This is a genomic window from Methanocalculus sp. (assembly GCF_029762515.1).
In the GTDB taxonomy this organism is placed as follows: Archaea; Halobacteriota; Methanomicrobia; order Methanomicrobiales; family Methanocorpusculaceae; genus Methanocalculus.
This window is the reverse complement of sequence record NZ_JARVGN010000002.1, coordinates 1-22,306: the sequence shown is the minus strand read 5'-3', so window position 1 is coordinate 22,306 and position 22,306 is coordinate 1. Positions and strand designations below refer to the sequence as shown.

Here is a 22,306-nt window from a genome sequence, read left to right as displayed (position 1 = left end):
ACTGCGGATTCAACAGCTCTCCGGGCATAGTCAACCCGCTCCTGTGCCTCAAGCCGGGTCATACCGGGACCTGAGATGCCAAGGGCAACCGGCTTCTCGTACTCAAGGGAGAGATCGATGATCTTCCGGGATGCATGCTGAACCACGATCTGGTCATGGCCGGTTGCACCCTCGATGACACAGCCGATTGTTACAACCGCATCGACATTTCCGTCTTTGAGCATCTTCTTGATGGCAAGCGGCATGTCATAGGCTCCGGGAACATATGACCGCTCGATCACCTCTGCTCCAAGGAACTTTGCGTGCTCTTCTGCCTCAATCTCCATCATGTAGGTAATGTCACGGTTGAACTCCGCAACCACAAATCCGAGTTTAATTGTCATAGAATCATCATCTCCTATTGTCGTGCAGGACCGGCATCAGGGAATCCCTGCCGCTGGCCGGTGCCCGCATCCCGCTCAAGCTCCCGTGGATAGAACAGCAGCTTGACGGCATTTACTGCATGCTCCCGTGTCCTCTGTTCAAGGAGCCATGCAAGCTCGCGGTCATCTTTTGCCTCATCCTCATGGACGAAGACCTCAATGATATGCTTGTTTGTCATCAGCATGGCGAGCTGAAGGCCCTGCGATGCCTCATGTGCGCAGAGTTTATCCTTATCCTTCCCGCCCGGCATCCCAAGTGCCATCACGAGATCGCAGCCTCGTTCTTCGATGAGCTTCTTGCAGGCTACCGGGAGATCCTTAATCCCGGGCACTGTATACCGCTCAATACTGACGGTGGCATGGCGCTTGAGCTCATCGATAGCCGCTGCACCCATATTCACCCGTGCGAAGGTCGTGTCTGCGATCCCTATCTTCATACCAGCACCTCAAGGGCGGCTGAAACACCATCTGCCGCCGGGGTATATCCAAGTTTCTGAAGGGTGCCCTGCACCGCAGTCAGTGTTGCAAGCACTTCATAGGTGCCGACTGCACCCATCGTTCCGATCCTGAAGATCTTTCCTTTCAACCGATCCTGGCCGCCTGCGATCTGGATACCGGTCTTCTTCACACCGGAACGGAGATCGGAGTCGCTGATCCCATCAGGATACAGAATCGCGGTTGCCGTATTGGATGGCGAGTGAAGTGCATCTGATACCGGCAGCAGGTCAAGCCCCCAGGCAGCTGCCGCCGCACGCACAGCATCCGCAAGTTTCCTGTGGCGTGCAATCCGGTTTTCCAGACCTTCCTCTTCTGCAATGAGGCATGCCTCACGGAATGCAAAGAAGAGCGGCACTGCCGGAGTATAGGGGGTCTCCATCGGCTTCTTCGATGCAGCCTTCCGATATGCCTTCAGATCAAGGTAATAGGGGCGTTTCTCTGAGAGGCGCTCCCACGCCCGCTCCGATACCGATACCGCAGAGAGCCCGGCAGGGGCGGCAAGGCATTTCTGCGAGCCGACGATCGCAATATCTGCTCCCCATTCATCTGCTGCCACATTCTCGCCACCGATGGAGGTGATCCCGTCCATGATGAAGAGGGCATCATGCTTCCGGGCAAGCTTCCCGACTTCTGCTGCGGGATTGAGAATACCGGCAGAAGTCTCGTTATGGACCATCGTTACGACTTCGGCACCGTTCTCAAGCGCCTCTGCAAGCGCATCAAGCCGGAGCGGGTGCCCCCATTCTGATTCGATAGCCGTAATATCGCCATAACGCCCTCCAATCTCCGCAAGCCGCTCACCGAACTTGCCGTTTACCAGCGAGACGATCTTTCTGCCGACACCGACATTCCCAATCGCCGCCTCCATACCGGCAGTCCCGGAGCCGCTCAGGAGAAATACCTCGTTTTTGGTCCCGAAGAAGGGCTTCAGAGCCCTGACGCAGTCTGCATAAACCCCGCCAAACTCTTCACCGCGATGATTAATCGCCTGCCGGCTCATCGCATTTATCACCCGTTCCGGCATAGGCACCGGCCCTGGCATCATAAGGAGTAATTCGTTCTGCATCCTGATCGTCCGTACTATAAGAAGATAAACCTCTTAATAGATAGTGAAGCCTATGGTCGACGTAGCTGTCATCGCAGGATCCCAATCAGACGAAGCGATCGTTCGCAAAGTCTGCGCAACACTCGATGAATATGGCCTGAGCTATGAGGAGAAGGTAATATCTGCCCATCGTGACCCCGAACTGCTTGTGGAGTATGTCAGGGCAAGCGATGCAAAGGTCTTTATTGGAATCGCCGGGATGTCCGCCGCTCTTCCCGGTGTTATCGCCTCAAAAACCAAAAGACCCGTCATTGGTGTCCCGGTCGCCGGGAAACAGATGGGTGGCCTTGATGCCCTTCTCTCCATCGTCCAGATGCCAAAAGGTGTACCGGTCGCCTGTGTCGCAGTCGACGGTGGCGAGAACGCCGCACACCTTGCCGCGCGGATTATCGGGGTTGCATAAGGCAATCCCCAGACCCACTTATTCCCTTTTCTGCAGAAGATCCCGCACCATCTTCACTGCACAGAGATCCCCGCACATCGAGCAGGTCTCGCGCTCGGAGTCCCGGTCATGGATTGAACGGGCATAGTCTGGGAAGAGCATCTCGGCATACTGTGCCTCCCAGTCGAGATCCCGCCGTGCAACAGCCATCCGAATCTCCTCGGGAGACCCGCTCACGCCTCCCCGCCGGGTGATATCCCCGACATGGGCGGCGATCCTGGCAACACGCGTCCCCTCGATGATCTCTTCGACATTGGGGAGCGCCAGATGCTCTGCGGGGGAGACCATGCAGAGGAAATCCGCTCCCGAAGATGCGGCGATCGCCCCTCCGATGGCGCCTACTACATGATCATATCCGGTCGCGATATCGGTGACGAGCGGGCCGAGGAGGTACAGGGGCGCATGATCGGTCACCTCTTTGATCACCTTCACATTCCACGCGACCTCGTTGATCGGGATATGGCCGGGCCCCTCGATCATCCGCTGGACACCCGCATCGAGGGCACCGCGGGCAAGCTTTCCGAGGGTTAAGTATTCAGTCGTCTTGGCAAGGCGGCCGCTGTCAACGAGTGCACCCGGACGCATCCCGTCACCCAGGCTGATCGTGACATCATCTTCTGCAAGGATCTCAAGGAGATAGTCATACTCCGAGTAGAGCGGGTTCTCCTCGCCGGTTGCTACCATCCATGCCACATGGAATGCCCCGCCCCGTGAGACGACACCAAGCATCCGTGGATCGATCCTGAGGGCTTCAAGCGCATCCTTGTTCACCCCGCAATGGAGGGTCAGGAAATCCACGCCCTGCCGGCATTGATCCCGGATCACCGAGAAGAGGATATCGGCGGTGAGATCGGCAGCTGATCCCGCACGCCTGATCGCTTCATAGATGGGAACAGTTCCAACCGGTACCGGCAGGGAGAGGATACTCTTTCGGATCGCCGTAAGATCCCCTGCTGTCGAGAGATCCATCAGGGCGTCTGCACCTGCCGAGAGGGCTGCCTCAGCCTTCCTCATCTCAAGATCCAGATCACACCGTCCCTGGGAGGTTCCGATGTTCACATTCACTTTGACCCTGCACCCTTCTCCAATGGCAGCAGGGCGGATCTCACGCCGCTGGTTGGCAGGAACAGCAATACGCCCGCAGGCAATGGCCTTCGCCATTTTGTCCAAAGGGAAGCCTTCTGCTTCTGCCAGATCGTTCAGCCCTGAAGGCAGGCCGGAGTGGCACTGCCTGATGAGTGAGTGCATAAGAACCATCTGTCTGGAGAGCTTATTATCCTGCATGCCAATCCAGTGGATTCCCGGTAGCGGCTGGCAGGCAAACTCCTATATCATCGGTGAGGTGCTGATCGATGCCGGAGTTTTACCCATGGCGCTTGAGCGGTTTTCCGACCAGATTAAAAGGATCATTCTGACTCACGGCCATTTCGACCATACCGCCCATGTTGCCGAAATTCAGGCGATGACCGGGGCAGAGGTCTATATCCATGAAGAGGATGCAATCGCTCTTCGATCTGAAGTAGAGAGCCTCTCATTTAATTTCGGTGGACGCCCCCCCATGATACTACCGGATCGGATACTCGCTGACGGCGACCGGATAGGCGATCTCCTTGTAATCCATACCCCGGGCCATACCAGGGGAAGTATCTGCCTCTATGATGAAGCAGAACGCGCACTCATCTCAGGCGATACCGTCTTTCCACGGGGCTCATTCGGAAGGACAGACTTCCCCGGCGGAAGTACAGCCGATCTCAGGGCTTCAGTCGACAGGCTGGCACTCCTTGACGTGGACAGCCTCTATCCGGGGCATGAGCGGCCGGTGACAGAAGGCGCGAAGAGGCACCTCCTCGCCACGCAGCAGAGCCTCAGATCATATTATGGATAAAGGGATATGGATAAAGGAATCTATGCCCTGATCCTCAGGGCTGACGCCAAAACGATCCGGGTGGGAGCACTTGGTGGTATCACCCTGCCCGAAGGATACCTCATCTATGTGGGATCTGCGCTTGGTCCGGGCGGCCTCATCCGGGTACAGCGCCATCTCACAACATCACAGGACAAACGGAAGCCGCACTGGCATATCGATTATCTCCTTCAGGACAGGGGAATCTCACTTATTGCGAGTGTATCGGCAGCTACATCATCCAGGCTTGAATGTTCCCTGGCGGAGGCGATCGGGGGTGATTTTATCCCACGATTTGGATGTTCTGATTGTAGATGCAGATCCCACCTCTTTGTACGACCGGATGATCCAGAAGAAGAGGTGACCGGAGCATGTGTATCCCTTGGCCTTATAGCCGCGATCACAAGGTATTAGTCATATCAGACAAAGGATACCCCTATGAAGGTTCTTGGGATATCCGGAAGTATGAGGGCGGGAGGAAACACCGCCATCCTTGTTCAGGAGGTGCTTAAGCATATCTCTGACAAAGGGATACCTACTGAGTACATCACCCTTGCAGGAAAACAGATTCACCCCTGTATCGGGTGCGAAAAATGCAAGGAAGAGAAGTGGTGCACGATCAAAAACGATGACTGGCCGGAGATTGCAGAGAAGATGATACACGCGGACCTCCTTGTGATCGGATCTCCCACCTACTACTTTGATGTCTCGGGACAGGTGAAGAACCTGATCGACCGAACATACTCACTTTATCATGACCGCCGTCTTGCCGGGCGGAAAGCTGTGGCAATCACCATCTGCGCAGATAAGGGAGGCTCGCGGGCACTCGAAACCCTTGAGGCATTCCTCTCAACCCATGAATATGGATACCTTGGCCACATCATCGGAAGAGGATACCTGCCGGGCGATGTCCGATCCGATACCGTCGCCATGAGCTCTGCAAAGACGATAGCAGATCGAATCGTCTCCTATTTCGGAACACTGGATGATTAAACCAGAGGGAAGAGAATTGATCCACACAACAATTCAACTCAATAACCAGTCAGCAGACGGATATGCAATCCCTGTCGGGCCTGTGAATCTCGTCTTCATCAAAACAGAAGAAGGGATGATAGGGTGCGGCGCCTTTGATATCGCTGCACTTGAGCGGTTCGGTATCCCGGCAGCGAAGATGAAACCGGTTGATGGACCATCTATTGCCACCATCGATGAGATCCTGGATGCGATGGTGAAGGAAGTTAACGTTCCCGCCACAAAACGTGGCATAGTCATCGGAATGACTGGAAAAGAAGCGCTCGAACTCCTCTGAATATCAGAGTCCGAGCCTGTCAAGGAAGAGCCGGTGGAACCTCAGGTCTCCACCAAGTTCGGGGTGGAATGAAAACGCCATATGGAGTCCGTGCCGGATTGCAACGTACCCCTGCGGGAGGGACGCAAGCACCTCGGTTCCATACCCTACACGGGTGACCACAGGTGCCCGGATGAAGACCGCATGGAAGGGTGTTTCAAGACCTTTGCATTCGATATCAGCCTCAAATGACTCCCTTTGGCGGCCAAAGGCGTTCCGCTTCACGGTCATATCCATGACACCAAGCGGTTCAAAGAGGCTGTCATCCTGCACCTCTGATGCAAGCAGCACCATACCCGCACAGGTGGCAAAGATACCGCCTTCATATTGCTGGAGGGGGCGGAGCATCCCCGCCTTCTGGATCAGCCGCATGATGGCGGTTGATTCACCACCGGGGAGTGCGATCCCGTCAAACAGTTTGATATCGGATGCATCCCGGAAGAGGGATACCTCTCCATCCGGGCCAAGCGCATCTTCGAATGCAGTTACATGCTCAGATACGTCGCCCTGAAGGGCAAGCACACCGATCTTACCAGCCACGTGTCTGCAACCTCTCATCCGGAGTTAAGGTATGGACATCAATACCCGGCATAGCCTCGCCAAGACCGCGGCTGACCTCTGCGATCACCTTTGGATCATTGAAATGGTGGACAGTCTCGACGATCGCTTTTGCCATCTTCTCCGGGTTTTCTGATTTGAAGATCCCTGAGCCGACAAAGACACCGTCTGCACCAAGCTGCATCATCAGTGCTGCATCTGACGGGGTTGCGATTCCGCCTGCCGAGAAGTTAACAACAGGGAGCCGTCCGCGGTTTGCCACATCCATAACCAGCTCTACAGGGGCTTCGATCTTCCGGGCATACCCTGCCCGTTCCTGATCATCCATTCCTTTCAGCATCCGGATCTCAGACTGGATCGCCCGCATGTGACGGACCGCCTCGACGACGTTTCCGGTGCCTGCTTCTCCCTTTGTCCGGATCATGGCAGCCCCTTCATTGATCCGCCTGAGCGCCTCGCCAAGGTTCCGGGCACCACAGACAAACGGCACCGAGAATGCCTTCTTGTCCACATGGAACTCCTCATCTGCCGGTGTCAGCACCTCGGACTCATCGATCATATCGACACCAAGCTCCTGGAGCACCTGTGCCTCGACAAAGTGGCCGATCCTGACCTTTGCCATCACCGGGATCGAGACGGCTTCTGTTATCTCAACGATCTTTGTCGGATCTGCCATTCGGGAGACACCCCCGGCTTTCCTGATATCAGCAGGGACCCGTTCGAGTGCCATCACAGCAACTGCACCTGCATTCTCTGCGATCACCGCCTGCTCAGCGGAGACAACATCCATGATGACGCCCCCCTTCTGCATGGATGCAAAACCCCGTTTCAGAAGCTCTGTTCCAAACTTCAGCTCTTCAAGAATCATGGGTTTATATGGATCAGTTGAACCGATAAATTATAGCATGGCCTGTTCAGGCGTTTTCAATATGAATGGGAGAAGAAGGATATTCCGCCACCAGATACTCCTTATTCTTTATTATACGTCACAAAAGAGGGAAAAGGGGGAAAATATCCCCGGATAGAAGAAAAGAAGAGAGAGACAGGAGGAGCAGGAGGAGCGAAAAGATCAGAGTCGCGCCCCGCACAGCAGCGATCACGCATCTTCCCCTCTCTCCAAGGGAGTGGAGAGAGTCCCCGATCCGGTATCCATCCGGCTTATCAAATACAATCCCGCATCCGCCCGCAATGAGCGCCATCGGAATGCCACCATTGAAACCCGGCCTCTTCTTTGCATCCCGTCGGAGAATAGAGAGAGCAGTTCTCCCCCGTCCCCGGAGCGCAAACCATACCAGAAGAAGGCAACCGGCAATCCGTGCAGGGATATAGGAGAGCACGTCATCTGCACGGGCAGAGAACCAGCCAAGCGCCTCCCGCTCATCCCGGTACCCGAGCATCGCATCCATCGTGTTGGCTGCCCGGTACATTGCGGCTCCGGGGAGGCCAAGAACTGCAAACCAAAAGAGAGGGGCGATGATCGAATCAACAAGATTCTCGGCGACCGATTCATATGCTGCGGATCGGACCTGCTCGTCGGTGAGTGTGGCTGTCTTCCGGGAGACCATCATCGAGACGGCGGATCTCCCGGCATCGGGATCTGCCCTGAGCCCTTCTTCCACCGAGAACGCATGTTCTTCGAGGGATCTCCATGCGAAGGTACTCTTCAGGAGAAACGGTGCCGCGAGCAGGTAGAGCCACCATATTTCATATCCCCTCACCAGCTGATCAAAGAGAAGGAACGGGAGCATGAAGAGGATGACGGTCAGGAGCCAGAAGATGCAGCCGGCGATGCGGTGGAAACTTCGCCGGTATTCGGACGGCCGTCCCCACCATCCGATAAACCGTCCAAGGAGGGCAACCGGATGGTACGGGGTATGCGGATCCCCGATACACCGGTCAATAAGAAGGGCCGCTACCAGGATGGTTCCGGAGAGCGGCATGCAGTAACGACTCCAATCAGGAGAAGGAGTACGATAAAGACGGTGACGAATGCATCAACCGGTGCAAGCGTGGAACCGCGGAAGGAGAGCCAGACGAGGTAGGTGATGCAGGCAATGATACAGGGTATCAGGGTAAGCATATGAGGCATCTTCCTTCTTACCTGCTCCTCTTCCATCACCTCCACATCATCTTCAGGAATACAAACCGGGCATGCCTTGCTCACCACAACCTTCATCCGGGTTGTTCTGGCGCCATATCCGGTGATGAATTCGAGATCAAATATCCCGTCCCCCGAAGAATCCCGTATCGGTATACTGTAATCAATATCACCATCCACATAGAGATTTTCATGGAGAAAATCTGTGAAGCCATGCCCGTTCTGTGTCCTTATTGTGGCATGGGTTGGAGAGCCATAGTTTTTCAATCGAATGGACAGGTCGCTCCCTGCATCCACCGGGGCCTCACGTGCGGAGAGTTCGATGGTATTAACCCCCCGGCGGTTCAGATGCACATCAACGACAGTCATTCGATCAAAGACTCCTAATCTGTTGCCGACTCAGGAGGGAGCAGGTTTGGAATTCCCTCATGTATCGGATAGTCAAGGTGGCAGGCATCACACCTGAGGCTTCCTTCGAGGATCTCTTCTTCATTCTCCTCGGTCACTGTGAGGATAATATCGCCTTTGCATACAGGGCAGCAGAGAATATCCATCAGCCATCGTTTCATCGCTTCGTCCTCAGATCTATAATTTGTGAAAGTTCAGGCCCGGTTGAGATGATAGTCACAGGGCATCCAACATCTTCCTCTACCTGCCGGATGAAAACCTTTGCGGTCTCGGTGAGCTGATCGTACCTGGTCGCTCCATAACAGGCAGGATCAACCCTGTCAATACCGGTGATCGCAACCTGGGTGCAGCCATTGATCATGGCAGAATACCTTGCCATCTGGCCATCCCAGTTACCGATCCGCCGCTCCCTGTGGGTGACAGTCCCATACTCAATAATACCCATCTCATGGGATTTGTCAAGGCTCATCTCGGTTGAGAAGGGTCCTTCGCCGACCCGTGTCGGGAATGCCTTGAAGACGACGATCACATCATCAATCTGTGTCGGCCCGACGCCGCAATCCGCTGCAATCTGGGATGCAGAGGTATCCTTGCTTGTGACATACGGGTAGGTTCCAAAGTAGAGGGAGATCCCAAAACCCTGGGTACCTTCGAGGATCACGTTTTCGCCGTTCTTAATTGCGACATTCACCTTCTCTGCAACATCGACGATATAGGGAGCGAGTTCCGGGAGGTCTTTTGCCTGCCGGGAAATCCTGAGCACGCGGTCGGAATTTGCCGGCCCACACCCGGATCCGGTGCTCCCGATCTTCTTTGAGAGATGCTCGCTCTCCCTGTCGCGGGTAATATGCTCCTCTTCGATGACCCCGCAGCGTCCATCGATATAGATCCTGCCGGATGCCCCGACCAGATCCACCTCACGGAGAAAGACTCTGGGATCAACAAGGACACCAGACCCGATACAGAGATCGGCTTTTTCATAGACAAAGCCGGATGGAACCATCCGGACACCATATTCCTTCTCTCCCACTAAAACGGTGTGGCCGGCATTTGGTCCGACACCACCACGGGAGATGATAGTCGGGTGATCCTGATGGGCGATGTGGGCAACGATCTTGCCTTTCCCTTCATCGCCAAAAAAGCCACCAACAATAATTGTACAGGGCATAGACGTATCAGTACATGTCTGTTGAGGAAGCTGATAAAATAGTTCCCCTCATAGAAAATAATCGAAATAGTGGTTCTTCTCATCCAATGAGAAAGCATCAAGAACGAGCCGTAACATACAGTAAACACAGATGACTCTATCGAAGAGGGCCCAAAGACAAGAGCCCGAGGAGAAGTCCCTCATCAGCCGGTTCAGAGAGAGCGATCATCCGGCGGTTTCACTTGCCCGTGATCTCCTCTGGGTTGCATGTGTTGTCGGAGGTGTGGCACTCATCCTCTTTCTGGCATCCGGAACGTGGCCTGCGGTTGTGGCTGTAGAATCCGGGAGTATGCTCCCCGAGATGCAGATCGGCGATCTCGTCTTCGTTGCTGCACCAGACCGGTTTGGAGCTCTGATCACTTCAGAAGAGGGCGTGGCATCCGGGCATCGCTCATTTGGGCATCCGGGCGATGTGATCATCTTCAGGCCAAATGGCGATGACAGTATCCACCCGATCATCCACCGTGCTCTGGTCAGGATCGATGCAGAGGTCGCAGAAAATGAACTTGCATTTCAGAATCCGCATGGCGGCATCATCACAAAAGGTGACAACAACCCGGTGATCGATCAGGTTACAACACATCCCGGTATCGGCAGAATCGAACCGGTTCAGGATGAGTGGATCATCGGCAAGGCCCTCTTTGCCATTCCGCTGGTTGGCTATCTCCCACTCCATATTGTTGAATTTGCAATCCTTATTATCGCCATTATTATTATCCAGGAATTGATCGCCTCAAGGCGGAGAGAGAAGAACTAAAGGGCAAAACCATGATTCAGACGAAGCAACTGATTGAAGACTGCCTCGGCGGCCACCGCCTCACCCATGACGAAGGGCTCCATCTGCTGAATGCAACAGGAAGAGATATCTTCTCCATCTGCTGCGCCGCAGATGAACTCAGGGAGGAGAAGGTCGGCGATGCCGTCACCTATGTCAGGAACCAGAATATCCACATCACCAATATCTGCAAAAACCTCTGTGGATTCTGTGCATTCGGGCGGAAAAAAAGCGATCCGGATGCCTTCTTTGATGACCCGGATCGCATCCGCCAGAAGGTGAAACTCGCCCTCTCACGGGATATCACCGAGATATGCCTCCTCTCCGGGGTTCACCCGGATTACACGATGGAGAGTTATGCAGAGATTATCAGAACTGTCCACGATGAGGCTCCAGGTATTGATATTCATACAGCCAGCCCTGATGAGGTCACCTATATCGCTCACAAAAGCGGAATTTCTACCCGCGAGGCACTCGAGCGGCTGAAGGATGCAGGACTTGGTACCCTTCAGGGGACTGCTGCTGAGATCCTGGTCGATGATGTCCGGAAGGTGATCTGCCCGGCAAAAGTGGATACGGAAACATGGATTGGGATCATCAAAGAGGCGCATGGCATCGGGATCAGAAGCACATCAACGATCATGTACGGATCTGCCGAATCACCCGGAGATCGGATGACACACCTCGGCATACTCAGGGATATTCAGGACGAGACCGGGGGTTTCACCGAGCTTGTGCCCCTGTCGTATCTTCACCAGAACACCCCCCTCTATGAAAAGGGGCTCGCACCCGCAGGCGCAACCGGGAGGGAAGATCTCCTGATGATCGCCGTTTCACGGCTCTTCCTTGATAACTTCGATCATATCCAGGTTCCCTGGGGGAAATTCGGGATCAAGCTCACACAGATCGCTCTCGCATCAGGTGGAGACGATCTCGGCGGGACGATGTTCTCAGATGATGTCTCGGTTGAAGCGGGCGGATCAGAGGCAGGATACCTTGATCCAAAGACGATGGAGAGGATCTCAACAGATATCGGACGGCTTCTCCTCCAGAGGACGACAAAATACAAAATCCTATGAAAATTTTCTATCCCCACGCCTTTTTTCAGGCATTCCCATTGATTCCTGAAAGAGCCTGAATCTCCAGCATATCGCTCATTTTGTAAGAAAAAATTAAAAGGAGGAGGGGTATGTACATGCCCGCACGGCACAGGATATAGTGACTGGTGTTGAAGGTGGCGTGCCCCGGTGCAACCATCTGACTGTCCGGGTAGTGATCGATTGACGCTATCGTGATCGATTGAGAGGTGTGTAGCCGGACACTATGGAATGAATGTCTGAACCTTTGAATTCTTGAGGTCGGCTGCACCCGGGGCAGGACGCACGCCTTCATCTGGATGGATGGGCGATACCGGAATCCATGGGATTCACGGTTGTCCATTACTACAAATGCCATTCTAGAATATAAATGTTTCCCTCAATGCTCGGCATTGATGCTAATTTTGATGCACGGCAATGTCGAAATACATTTATCCCGATCAGGCTATACCTACTATGATGCAATCGTACCCCGCCGAAATGAGCCGGATCACCGAACTCCTCAGGAGCAATCCGCGCGGAATGTCCGTCGGCGAGATCGCCTCATCCCTTGGCATCAACCGCAATACTGCTGCACGGTACCTCGATATGCTCCTTGTTGCAGGGCAGGTTGATAAACGGACATTTGGGAAGGCAAAAGTCTACTTCCTCTCCCAGCGGGTGCCGATACACGCGATGCTCAACAGCTCCTCGGACCTTGTGATGATACTGAATGCTGAAGGGCAGATCATCCAGGCTAACGATCAGATCCTCTCCTTCTGCAGAACCACCCGTGAGGAGACAATCGGATTTCTCCTGGAAGAGACCAGGCTTGCCATCTTCTCCCACCCTGCCCTTATGGCCCAGATCAATGATCCCGGGAGAAAGATCGGATCAGGTGAGGTGATCCGGCTGATGAGAGGAGGTGATGAGCATTTCTTCCGCCAGAAGATCATCCAGACCGTCTTTGATAACGGGGGGCCCGGCATTACGATCATCCTTGAAGAGATCACCGACCAGGTCAGGGCAGAAGAGAAACTGCGGCAGAGTGAAGAGATGTTTCGGACACTCGTCTCCGATATCAGTGACGTGATCTGGGCAGCCGACGAGAAAGGGGCGATCACCTACATCAGCCCACGTGCAGAGACGGTCTGCGGCCTCTCCCCCGATGAGATGATAGGCTGCCGTTTTACGGACTTTATGAAAGATGATGAGAAGAAGCGGTTTCTCCGAACGATACAACCATCCATATCTGCCCGGACTGCATGGCCGCTTGTTGAATGCAACTTTATGAAGCCGGATAACCAGTCGATCGCAATCGAGCTCTCGGGAAACCCGATCATCATCAATGATGCAGAGAATCGTCCGGTACTCCTCGGATACCGGGGTTCATTCAGGAATGTCACCGAGAGAAACCGTGCTGTCAAGCAAGTCCGCCAGTGGAAGGAGTTTCTCACCTCTATTGTTGAGAATATCCCCGATATGGTCGCAGTTGAAGAGATGGACGATAATACCCTTGTTTTCTTTAATCATGCGGCAGAAGAGTTTATCGGATTTCCACGTGAATTTCTCGTCGGGCAGAAGCCTGATCGGATCTTCCCTGAAGAGTATGCTGCCTTCTGGGCACGGTCAACCGCAGAGGTTGAGAGACTTCAGGAAAGCATTCTTGCGATCCAGACCTTCTCACGGGGCGGGGAATCAGACCAGAGGATGCTCAGGACAAAGAAGATACCCATCTTCTCGAGCAAAGGGCAGATGCGATATATACTCTCTATTATAACAGACATCACCGAGGAGAAGATTTCGGAGACCTTCCCAACCGACACTTTTCTTATGAAGACATAAAAGAGAGTGAAATCATCTCCCGTATTTTACTCCGTATCCTCTACACCTGTCATCATCTGCTGTATCCGGGGGGTATTTCCGGGAAGAATGAGATGAGAGCCTCCAGAATGTTTTTACTCCAGAAGAACGAAGTTCAATCATTATTAACAAAGAGAGGATTGATCCGGCGTACCATGAGGCAGGCCCAAAATGTGGCTCTCAAGCGGATGCCTCATTCAGGGATCAGGAGTATCTGTTTCTCGACGAGTGCTTTGAATCCTCCCCGCAATGTATCCTCATTCTGGAAGATGAGGTGATTATAAGGGCAAATGCTGCCTCCGGGGAATTCTTCGGGATAGCCCCGGATAATCTGATCGGGAGAACACCAGCGGATCTCTCCCCTGCCATGCAACCGGGTGAAGAGTCCTCTGTTGCACGGATGGCGATCCTGCTTGCCCAGCTGGAACGGGGACCCATAAAATTTGGGTGGATACATACGGCTGCCGGAGGGATCGAGAGGAAGACAGAGGTGATCTTAACACCGATCAGGATCGGGGAACGAAATCGGATCATGGCAAATATTACAGATATCACCCCCCTTATTGATGCACAACGAAAAGTTGCTTCCCAGTACCGCCTCCTCCAGATGACCAACACCGTGATCCTCGCGATGCATACCGAAGAGAAGATTGAGGATGCGCTCGCTGTTGCAGCGGACGAACTTCATGCCCTCTTTGAGAATACACTCATTGCCATCTATACAAACCGCCCGGATACAAGCGAAGCGCATCTTGCAGTCAGCAGGGGGAGTCTGCCCGGCCGCCCGGCAAGTAGAGTGCATATCTGCCTTCCCACAACAAAAGAACCGTATATTTCGGTATATAAAAGGGGAGAGCCCATCTTCTGCGAGATCCATGACGATCGGGTATCGGGCATCATCGGTATCAGGGAGGTCACTAATCCGAACTTTCCGACTGCTGTTGGGATCATCCCGCTCATCTCTGACGAGACGGTTCACGGTTCAATCAACCTCATCTCCCAGGGAAGGGAGGGTTTTGATACTGATGAACAGTCTCTCCTGATGAGTATCGGGAGAGAGATAGGCGGTGCCATACGATCAGGCATGATGCGGGATGAACTGAAGACGGCAAATGATCTGGCACATCTCTTCCTTGATATTCTGGTCCATGATGTCAATAATGCCCATATGATCATCGGCGGAGGCCTTGAGCTCCTGAATGATGCGGATGACAAGGAGAGGGAGAGATATACAGGTATCATCAGATCCGCACTCGACACCGCAGCGGAGATCCATCGTAATGTCATGATGATCCGATCGATCCGCGAGGGTGGAGAGGAAAGCCAGAAGCCGATCCCACTCGATCCTGTTATTCAAAGGGCGATGCCGGCAGGGGTTGATATCCGGTTTACACCATCGGGTGCAGTTGTCTATGCAGATGAGCTCCTCTCCGGGATCTTCTTTAATCTCTTCAGTAATGCGATGAAATACGGAGGATCAGGCTCAATGATCGGGGTTTCTGTCCGGGAAGAAGAGGATGAGGTGATTGTCACCATTGAGGACAACGGACCTGGGATTTCAGATGCAGATAAGGAACAGCTCTTTACCAGGAACCTGAGGATCGGATCAAAGAAGAAAGGGCTTGGAATAGGGCTCTATATCTGCATGACACTGGCTGAGCGGTACGGTGGATCTATCCGGGTAACTGACAGGATTGCCGGAAGGCAGGAGGAGGGATCGGCATTCATCCTTACACTCCGCCGGGCCAGGGATACCTGCCTCACATGACCCGCAATCTTGTTGAAGAGCCTCGATTCCTCCCCATCAGCGGGAGGGAGAAAGAGAAACTCGGGATCGATTCCTTTGATATCATCATCGTCTCAGGCGATGCATATGTGGATCATCCCTCGTTTGCCGCTGCGATCCTCGGCCGTAATCTCTGGTCTGCCGGATATACCGTCGGGATCATCCCGCAGCCGGACTGGCAAAGTGACGAGGATTTTCTGGCACTGGGCACCCCACGCCTCTTCTTTGCCGTATCTGCCGGGAATGTCGATTCGATGGTGAATGCGTTTACCCCGAATAAAAAGCGCCGCCAGAAGGACTCCTATTCGCCCGGGGGGAGATTGAAACGGCCTGATCGAGCAACGATCGTCTACACGAACAAGCTCAGGTCACTCTTCAGGAACACCGCGATTGTGATCGGAGGGATCGAGGCGAGCCTCAGGCGGTTTGCACACTATGATTTCTGGTCTGATTCTGTCAGGCAGTCCATACTGGCAGATGCCCCTGCGGACCTGCTCGTCTATGGAATGGGTGAGCGGACACTGCGGCTGATCGCCGATCGGATGAGTACAGGGGATCCGATCCGATCCATCCGGGATATCCCAGGCACCTGCTGGACGATGCCGGTTGCCGAATGGAAGATCTCCGAACAGAAGGATTTCGTGATTCTTCCGGGATATGCAGAGGTGAGGGAGAGTACAGTCCGGTATGCAGAGGCATTTGCCGCCCATGCCCGCGAACAGGACCCGATCCGGGGGCATGCAGTGGCCCAGCCACATCCAAAGACAGTCGTGATCCAGAATCCCCCGGCGATGCCCCCCGATACAGCAGAGCTGGATGCCATCTACGATCATCCGTTTGCCCGCGCCGCCCATCCCCTGTACAGGGAGCCGATACCTGCACTTGAGCCGGTCCGGTTCTCGGTCATCAGCCACCGTGGCTGTTTTGGAGACTGCTCCTTCTGTGCACTTGCCCATCACCAGGGCAGAATAGTCTCAAGCCGGAGCGAGGATTCGATTGCGAATGAGGTGGATCGGATCAGCAGGATGAAAGCGTTCCGGGGCACGATCCAGGATGTCGGAGGGCCGTCTGCGAATATGTACGGCCTTTCCTGCAACCTCTGGAAGACTGCCGGTGGCTGTCCTGACCGATCCTGCGGACCGGACTGCAAAAGCCTCTCAACCGATCATGGCGCACTGATATCACTCCTTAAGCGGCTCCGGGAGATGCCGGGGATAAAACACGTCTTCTGTGGCTCCGGGGTACGGTTCGATCTCGCGCTTGCCGATCGATCCGGGTATATCAGGGAGCTTGTCCACCACCATGTCTCAGGCCAGCTGAAGGTTGCACCCGAGCATATAAGCCCGCATGTTCTGGAACTGATGAACAAGCCCGGAATATCAGCTTTCGAAGAGTTCAGAAGGGTCTTTCAGGAGAACCAGCCTGAAGAGAAGAAGAGGCAGTACCTGATCCCTTACTGGATCAGCTCACACCCGGGATGTACCATTCCTGATATGATCGATCTGGCCTGCTACATCAAAAGAACCGGGCTTGCTCCCGAGCAGGTGCAGGACTTCACCCCCACACCGATGACCAGATCAACGGCCATGTACCATACAGGAATAGATCCAGAGACGATGAAGAAGGTGCATATCCCGAAGGAGAGGGAGAGAACGATCCAGCGGGCTTTCCTCAGGTTCATGGATCCGGAGAATGCCCCGCTCGTCAGGGAAGGGCTGCTCCGCTCTAACCGGGGAGATCTGATCGGCCATGGTACGGATGCACTCGTTCCTCCTGAGAGAAGGGAAACTGCATTATCAGGGAAGCATCATAGATCATCATATGAACCGGATTCTACTCGCAATAATCCTGATCGCAGGCCTTCTCGTACCAGGCGGAGCCGCCCTTGAAGCGGTGATCGGCGAGACGATCACGCTCGCTGGTTCTGCCCCCGGAGCCACAACCATCTACCTTTATGTGACCGGGCCAAACCTTGACTCCGCGGGAGTTACCCTGCACAACCCCTCACTGAGGGCAGCCGATGGCCAGTTTACCACCGCCAAAGTCTCCTCGTCAGGGAGATGGGAGTACAAATGGAATACCGCCGGAACCGGTCTTGATGCCGGAACCTACACCGTGTATGCGGTCGACCGGGCCGTGGACCGTCGCAATCTCCGGGATGCGTCATACAAGATCATTCCGGTGACGCTCAGAACCGGCGGGATCACCGCATCTTTTGCAACAGAAGAGCGGGGATCGCTCCAGGTGACGGTTGAGCCATATGGAGCCCGGGTTGAGATTGATGGCGAGTATGCCGGAGAGACGCCGCTTGGTATCTCCCTTCCTGTCGGAGGATATGCAGTTGACATCTCCCATGATGGCTACTATCCGTTTGGGATGAATGTGGTGATTTATAACGGAGACACCACCTCGATCGAACGGACGCTCAGGCAGATCGAGACACCGACACCCCAGCCTACAGAAACCATCCCAGCGACACCTGAAGCATCAGGATGGGTTCTTGCACTCATTGGAGCTGCACTCTGTATTGGGTTTGCAAAAAGGCACTAGACCTGCTGGGCATCTGCGAAGAAGCTGTCAAGAAGCCGCTTCATATCAAGCCAGAGGAGGAGGCGTTCTGTCTCTTCTTCATAGCCTTCTTTTGGTATTTTTATAATGCCACGAAGATAATCCGCCACCCTGTCACCGTACCCCTCGCAGGAGAGATCGATATCAGATTCCGGAACATGCATCACCGAGTGGACATCATCGACGATCATGCCGACATTTGAACCCTGTGAGGCATCGGGAATGAGGACGATTATCTTCCGTTCACCATCGCTCTGATCGGCGATGGAGAGGAGGTGGTTTAATGAGAGAATAGTGGTGATCTCACCACGCAGGTTCATAATCCCCTTGATATAAGGGGGGGTGCGTGGAATCTCCGTGATTGGTTTCATCTCGACGATCTCACGGACGAGCTGGATATCGAGTGCATAGTGCTCCCCTCCAAGCTCAAATTCCACAATTTCGATATATTCATCCATTCTTCAATCACCTGCCCCAACATCTGGAAAAACCGGAAGATATAGTCCGTATTGGATGTATGTACGCCATCCATCTCTTATAAATTGATCCCGGAAAAAGATCCGATACTTATATATGTACATATTTCGTTTCGTATATCGGGATATCCCATGCTGATGATACGTTCGATTATTCTGGCTGCATTCGTTGTAATGCTGTGTGCAGCGATTCCTGCCTCCGCCCAGATAGGGGGAGATGTCGGGATCATCTCTGTCACCTCGGATCCTTCGGGAGCCGACGTGAACCTGGATGGACATTATGAAGGAACAACTCCGGTTGAGATCAAGATCTATACCACCGGCACACCGCCCGGATCGATCATCGTCTCAAAGTCCGGGTACAAGGCAAAAACGGTCTCTGCACCACAACCCTCAGCGGGACAGACCGAATACGTCCATGTGACACTTGAGCCGATCGCACCAACACCGACGCCGGTCTATGACGGGTACTTCTCGATTGATTCCAGCCCGCGGGGTGCAACCGTCAGGGTTGACGGGCGATACATCGGAACAACTCCGGTGACAGCCCAGGTTACCGCGGGAACGACACACCGCGTGCAGGTGGAATACCCCGGATATGATGCCTGGTCAGCAGTCTATACTGCATACTCAGGACAGACTACGAATATCTATGCAAGCCTCTCACCAACCCCACAGACTACCGGATACCTCTCAATCACCTCAAGCCCGTCAGGGGCCGATGTCTATGTTGACGGATCCTACCGTGGATACGCACCGATGACTGTCGGTAATCTCGTTGTCGGGGCTCATACCCTCGAACTCAGGCTCTCAGGATACCAGAAATCCACACAAACAGTGCAGATCTATTCCGGCCAGACAACAACCAAGAATGTAGTACTCTCGCCAAGCACCCCTTCCACCGGCTCGGTTTCAGTCCAGTCGTACCCCTCGGGTGCATCGATCTACCTTGATGGTAACTACCAGGGAAACACCTATCCAAACGATTACTTTGATATCATCGGGGTTTCAACTGGAACCCACTCGCTCATGCTGAGAAAGCCCGGGTACTATGACTACACCACAACAATCTCGGTCACCGGCGGCGGGATCAAGTACGTCAGCGGAACACTGACACCACAGACCGCTCCGGCAACAACCGGCAAGGCAAATGTCATGTCAGGGCCATCCGGCGCCGAAGTGTATGTTGACAACCTCTTCCGCGGCTATTCTCCGGTACTGGTACCGGATCTCGCTGCGGGGACCCACTCAATCACCCTGAAGATGTCAGGATACAGTGACTGGATGAGTTCATTTGAAGTGACAGCAGGACAGACAACACCAGTATCTGCAACACTCACCCCGCAACCCGTGCCACCGGCACCCACACCATCAGGCAGCCTTCCGTTTGCTGTTATCGGAGCAGTCGGGCTCCTTGGAGTTCTCCTCTTTGTTGCAAAGCGGAGATAACCAATACGAACCTTTTTTTCCAATCAGGTACAATCTGCCGGACTGATACAGATGGCACCACCAGTTGACGATCGAACAGATAAAGTCCGATCGATCATGACACCGATCTCACGAACGATTTTACCTGATACTCCAATACGCGATCTCATCCAAATAGGCTCGGTTGAGGGGTGTGGGGACATTCCGGTAACTGCACCGGAGGGAACGTTCCTTGGTGTCATCACACCCCTTGATCTGATCGGATCCATCCTTCCGACAGTCGGGATACGGGGATCAGGATCTGCACGATGCATCACCTGCCACCTGAAGAAGGAGGGGGCAACCGCAAGGGATCTGATGAGCAGGGAGCATATTACAATTCATGAAGATGATTCTATCCTGAATGCGATGCAGTTGATGCAGCGGAACCGGCATGATGATCTCATTGTCGTCGACTCTCAAAACAGAGTTGCGGGAAGGATTGAAATCTGCCGGATTATACAGCATCTCCGGATCGCCGGAGAGCTTTGAATCCCATCCTGAAGAAGAGGGGAGCGATCAACACCGTCGCTATCACCATGACCGTCACCGTCGTGTAGAGAGCCGCGGTGATGATTCCGGCAGAGAGCGCAATCGTTGCAACGACAAGAGCCACCTCTCCACGCGGACAGAGTCCGATACCGACGATGAGAGCACTTACGGAGTCTGGAAGAAATGGCCTGGATCCAATATAGCCGCCGATGATCTTTCCTGAGAATGCAACCAGAACCAGCGGAAGAAGAAGGGGATCAAGGAATGTTTCAGCAGAGAGCGTCAGTGAAAGGCCGATTGATGCGAAGAAGATGGTGATAAGAAACCCAAGTCCCAGATCCGAGAGACTCCCCTCAATCGATCGATCAGGCCGAATCCGATCACTCAGTGCAAGACCTGCAAAAAAGGCACCGATAGCAAGATGGAGGCCGATAATATGGCTTACGGCAGCAGAGGAAAAAGCGATGATGAGACTTGCCGAATACGCAGTCTCATGAGACGCATACCGCCGCACCTTTGCATATAACCTCCCGAGGATACGACGGCCTCCGGTCACCATGAAGGTGAGGAAGATGAGAGCCAGAATGGCAGTGCCGGCAACAGAGGCAAGACCACCGCCAAGGGCAAAGGCTGAGAGCGTTGCAAGCAGGAGAATGCCAATCAGATCATCAATGACGGCGCTTGTAATGATGATGCTTCCAATCGGTGAAGAGAGGGCATGTTCATCAACAAGTGTACGAACCGATATACCGATTGAGGTGATGGCAAGCGCGATCCCTAGGAAGACAGAGGTGATTATATCCATCCCGGTGAGGTACCCGAGGCCGAAACCTGAAGCGAACGGGATAGCGACACCAAAAAGAGCTGTTAATGTCCCTGCTTTTTCTGCTGAAGCGAGATTCTTGAGATCGGTCTCAATACCAGAGAGGAAGAGGAGGACGATCAGCCCGAGATCAGATAAGGCTCCGATCACCTCGTTTGGCTCGATGATCCCAAGAAGCGAGGGGCCAAGGATCAGACCTGCTGTGATCTCACCGACGAGTGCGGGATATCCGGCCCGCTCAACAAGTTCTCCTGCACCTTTTGCAACAAGAAGAAGGATCAGGATCTCAAGCACCACAAACATTCGTATTCTGCCATCTCCGGGATAAGGTATAAAGCCTTGCCGACCTATTCCGGAGTAGCTATGACAGTGAGGCATATATCCGGGCAGGATGCGTATTCTATCCTCTCCAAATACGGCATACCGGTGCCACGGGACGGGCTGGCGAGAGACGAAGACGAAGCGTCTTCTATCGCCCAAAGGATCGGGTATCCGGTTGTACTGAAGATCGAGTCCCCGGATATCCTCCATAAGAGCGATGTTGGTGGTGTCATACTCGGAATCAAGGATGAAAGGGAACTCAGAGAGGGATATGCCAGGCTGATCGAAAGGGCAGGGAATCTCCGGCCTGATGCCGGGATAATTGGTGTCCGGATCGAGGAGGAAGCGGCACCGGGACTCGAGATCCTGATTGGAGGAGCAAACGATCCGGCATTTGGAAAGACGATCACCTTCGGGCTCGGCGGAAAGCTGGTGGAACTTCTCAGGGATACTTCGATTAGGATCCTCCCTCTCGATAAAGAGGAGATCAGGTCTATGATCCGGGAGATCAAAGGGTATCAGCTGATACGGGGATTCCGTGATGAGCCTCCACGCGACGAGGAGGCGCTTGTTAATGCGATTGCCGCAGCAGCTGATCTCTTCCTCGATCACCCCGGATTCACCGAATTTGATATCAACCCCCTGATCCTCCATGAGGATGGCTGCATCG

At 53.9% G+C, this 22,306-nt stretch carries 27 protein-coding genes; 14 read left to right on the top strand and 13 right to left on the bottom strand.

The annotated features are described in order from the left end of the window. The 3 genes from ribH to QCH34_RS00240 all read right to left on the bottom strand — a co-directional run. The coding region (gene ribH / locus QCH34_RS00250; protein WP_300328103.1) for a 6,7-dimethyl-8-ribityllumazine synthase at positions 1 to 383 on the bottom strand (383 nt) is incomplete at its 3' end. A 14-nt stretch (positions 384 to 397) separates the two neighbouring features. Next, entirely contained in the window at positions 398 to 859 is a 462-nt protein-coding gene (ribC, locus tag QCH34_RS00245; RefSeq protein WP_300328100.1) for a riboflavin synthase, read from the bottom strand. Further along, positions 856 to 1,986, bottom strand: a complete 1,131-nt coding sequence (locus QCH34_RS00240; RefSeq protein WP_300328097.1) for an alanine--glyoxylate aminotransferase family protein — start codon at positions 1,984 to 1,986, stop codon at positions 856 to 858. The genes ribC and QCH34_RS00240 overlap by 4 nt, the downstream gene beginning before the upstream one ends. Positions 1,987 to 2,038: 52 nt before the next feature. Here QCH34_RS00240 and purE point away from each other — a divergent pair, with 52 nt between their 5' ends. Next, entirely contained in the window at positions 2,039 to 2,428 is a 390-nt protein-coding gene (gene purE, locus QCH34_RS00235) for a 5-(carboxyamino)imidazole ribonucleotide mutase (protein WP_300328094.1), read from the top strand. Between the two features lie 18 nt (positions 2,429 to 2,446). Here the strand turns inward: purE and thiC are convergent, their stop codons facing one another. After that, positions 2,447 to 3,751, bottom strand: coding sequence for a phosphomethylpyrimidine synthase ThiC (gene thiC, locus QCH34_RS00230; protein ID WP_300328091.1), 1,305 nt, complete (start codon positions 3,749 to 3,751; stop codon positions 2,447 to 2,449). Between thiC and QCH34_RS00225 the strand changes: the two genes are divergently transcribed. From QCH34_RS00225 to QCH34_RS00210, 4 genes are read left to right on the top strand one after another with little or no spacing between them, the layout of a single operon-like run. After that, positions 3,750 to 4,352 (top strand): MBL fold metallo-hydrolase, encoded by a 603-nt coding sequence (locus QCH34_RS00225; protein WP_300328088.1) that lies wholly within the window; start codon positions 3,750 to 3,752, stop codon positions 4,350 to 4,352. The two genes, thiC and QCH34_RS00225, sit on opposite strands and share 2 nt — an antisense overlap. Positions 4,353 to 4,358: 6 nt before the next feature. Next, positions 4,359 to 4,784, top strand: coding sequence for a GIY-YIG nuclease family protein (locus QCH34_RS00220; protein ID WP_300328084.1), 426 nt, complete (start codon positions 4,359 to 4,361; stop codon positions 4,782 to 4,784). A 24-nt stretch (positions 4,785 to 4,808) separates the two neighbouring features. Then, complete coding sequence (locus tag QCH34_RS00215) at positions 4,809 to 5,363, top strand: flavodoxin family protein (protein WP_300328079.1); 555 nt, start codon at positions 4,809 to 4,811, stop codon at positions 5,361 to 5,363. After that, the gene (locus tag QCH34_RS00210; protein ID WP_300328075.1) at positions 5,356 to 5,679 is read left to right on the top strand and encodes a YunC family protein; all 324 of its coding nucleotides are present in this window, start codon (positions 5,356 to 5,358) and stop codon (positions 5,677 to 5,679) included. The genes QCH34_RS00215 and QCH34_RS00210 overlap by 8 nt, the downstream gene beginning before the upstream one ends. Before the next feature lie 3 nt (positions 5,680 to 5,682). On the opposite strand, the gene pdxT is transcribed toward QCH34_RS00210, so the two are convergent. The 6 genes from pdxT to QCH34_RS00180 form a co-directional block, all read right to left on the bottom strand. After that, positions 5,683 to 6,258 carry a pyridoxal 5'-phosphate synthase glutaminase subunit PdxT gene (gene pdxT, locus QCH34_RS00205; protein ID WP_300328072.1) on the bottom strand — a complete coding sequence of 192 codons (576 nt, stop codon included), beginning with the start codon at positions 6,256 to 6,258 and terminating at the stop codon, positions 5,683 to 5,685. After that, complete coding sequence (gene pdxS, locus QCH34_RS00200) at positions 6,248 to 7,144, bottom strand: pyridoxal 5'-phosphate synthase lyase subunit PdxS (protein ID WP_300328067.1); 897 nt, start codon at positions 7,142 to 7,144, stop codon at positions 6,248 to 6,250. Before pdxS ends, pdxT begins: the two co-directional genes overlap by 11 nt. A 118-nt stretch (positions 7,145 to 7,262) precedes the next feature. Continuing rightward, the gene (gene cbiB / locus QCH34_RS00195; RefSeq protein ID WP_300328063.1) at positions 7,263 to 8,216 is read right to left on the bottom strand and encodes an adenosylcobinamide-phosphate synthase CbiB; all 954 of its coding nucleotides are present in this window, start codon (positions 8,214 to 8,216) and stop codon (positions 7,263 to 7,265) included. After that, entirely contained in the window at positions 8,189 to 8,743 is a 555-nt protein-coding gene (locus QCH34_RS00190) for a hypothetical protein (RefSeq protein WP_300328060.1), read from the bottom strand. Before QCH34_RS00190 ends, cbiB begins: the two co-directional genes overlap by 28 nt. Before the next feature lie 14 nt (positions 8,744 to 8,757). Further along, entirely contained in the window at positions 8,758 to 8,943 is a 186-nt protein-coding gene (locus QCH34_RS00185) for a methytransferase partner Trm112 (RefSeq protein WP_300328058.1), read from the bottom strand. Beyond that, a complete protein-coding gene (locus QCH34_RS00180; RefSeq protein WP_300328055.1) occupies positions 8,940 to 9,950 on the bottom strand; it encodes an adenylosuccinate synthetase in 1,011 nt (336 codons plus the stop codon). The genes QCH34_RS00185 and QCH34_RS00180 overlap by 4 nt, the downstream gene beginning before the upstream one ends. 130 nt (positions 9,951 to 10,080) lie before the next feature. Between QCH34_RS00180 and QCH34_RS00175 the strand changes: the two genes are divergently transcribed. Further along, on the top strand, positions 10,081 to 10,746 hold the full coding sequence (locus QCH34_RS00175) for a S26 family signal peptidase (RefSeq protein WP_300328053.1): 666 nt from the start codon (positions 10,081 to 10,083) through the stop codon (positions 10,744 to 10,746). 11 nt (positions 10,747 to 10,757) lie between these two features. Further along, positions 10,758 to 11,843 carry a 5-amino-6-(D-ribitylamino)uracil--L-tyrosine 4-hydroxyphenyl transferase CofH gene (cofH, locus tag QCH34_RS00170; RefSeq protein WP_300328050.1) on the top strand — a complete coding sequence of 362 codons (1,086 nt, stop codon included), beginning with the start codon at positions 10,758 to 10,760 and terminating at the stop codon, positions 11,841 to 11,843. Positions 11,844 to 11,868: 25 nt separating this feature from the next. Here the strand turns inward: cofH and QCH34_RS00165 are convergent, their stop codons facing one another. Further along, positions 11,869 to 12,219: a hypothetical protein gene (locus QCH34_RS00165; protein WP_300328047.1), complete on the bottom strand. Its 351-nt coding sequence runs from the start codon at positions 12,217 to 12,219 to the stop codon at positions 11,869 to 11,871. 59 nt (positions 12,220 to 12,278) lie between these two features. Here QCH34_RS00165 and QCH34_RS00160 point away from each other — a divergent pair, with 59 nt between their 5' ends. The 4 genes from QCH34_RS00160 to QCH34_RS00145 all read left to right on the top strand — a co-directional run bounded on the left by QCH34_RS00160 (position 12,279) and on the right by QCH34_RS00145 (position 18,039). Continuing rightward, on the top strand, positions 12,279 to 13,685 hold the full coding sequence (locus QCH34_RS00160) for a PAS domain S-box protein (protein WP_300328044.1): 1,407 nt from the start codon (positions 12,279 to 12,281) through the stop codon (positions 13,683 to 13,685). A gap of 136 nt (positions 13,686 to 13,821) precedes the next feature. After that, positions 13,822 to 15,471: an ATP-binding protein gene (locus QCH34_RS00155; RefSeq protein WP_366898130.1), complete on the top strand. Its 1,650-nt coding sequence runs from the start codon at positions 13,822 to 13,824 to the stop codon at positions 15,469 to 15,471. Next, on the top strand, positions 15,468 to 17,378 hold the full coding sequence (locus QCH34_RS00150) for a YgiQ family radical SAM protein (RefSeq protein WP_300328041.1): 1,911 nt from the start codon (positions 15,468 to 15,470) through the stop codon (positions 17,376 to 17,378). Before QCH34_RS00155 ends, QCH34_RS00150 begins: the two co-directional genes overlap by 4 nt. Further along, positions 17,311 to 18,039: a PEGA domain-containing protein gene (locus tag QCH34_RS00145; protein WP_300328036.1), complete on the top strand. Its 729-nt coding sequence runs from the start codon at positions 17,311 to 17,313 to the stop codon at positions 18,037 to 18,039. The genes QCH34_RS00150 and QCH34_RS00145 overlap by 68 nt, the downstream gene beginning before the upstream one ends. On the opposite strand, the gene QCH34_RS00140 is transcribed toward QCH34_RS00145, so the two are convergent. After that, on the bottom strand, positions 18,036 to 18,515 hold the full coding sequence (locus tag QCH34_RS00140) for a chemotaxis protein CheW (RefSeq protein ID WP_300328032.1): 480 nt from the start codon (positions 18,513 to 18,515) through the stop codon (positions 18,036 to 18,038). The two genes, QCH34_RS00145 and QCH34_RS00140, sit on opposite strands and share 4 nt — an antisense overlap. 150 nt (positions 18,516 to 18,665) lie before the next feature. Here QCH34_RS00140 and QCH34_RS00135 point away from each other — a divergent pair, with 150 nt between their 5' ends. Both QCH34_RS00135 and QCH34_RS00130 read left to right on the top strand, forming a co-directional pair. Further along, entirely contained in the window at positions 18,666 to 19,982 is a 1,317-nt protein-coding gene (locus QCH34_RS00135) for a PEGA domain-containing protein (protein ID WP_300328028.1), read from the top strand. Between the two features lie 51 nt (positions 19,983 to 20,033). After that, positions 20,034 to 20,492 (top strand): CBS domain-containing protein, encoded by a 459-nt coding sequence (locus QCH34_RS00130; RefSeq protein ID WP_300328024.1) that lies wholly within the window; start codon positions 20,034 to 20,036, stop codon positions 20,490 to 20,492. On the opposite strand, the gene QCH34_RS00125 is transcribed toward QCH34_RS00130, so the two are convergent. After that, positions 20,458 to 21,618, bottom strand: a complete 1,161-nt coding sequence (locus tag QCH34_RS00125; RefSeq protein WP_300328021.1) for a cation:proton antiporter — start codon at positions 21,616 to 21,618, stop codon at positions 20,458 to 20,460. The two genes, QCH34_RS00130 and QCH34_RS00125, sit on opposite strands and share 35 nt — an antisense overlap. 60 nt (positions 21,619 to 21,678) lie before the next feature. On the opposite strand from QCH34_RS00125, the gene QCH34_RS00120 reads away from it, so the two are divergent. After that, on the top strand, positions 21,679 to 22,306 hold a 628-nt coding region (locus QCH34_RS00120), incomplete at its 3' end, for an acetate--CoA ligase family protein (protein WP_300328018.1).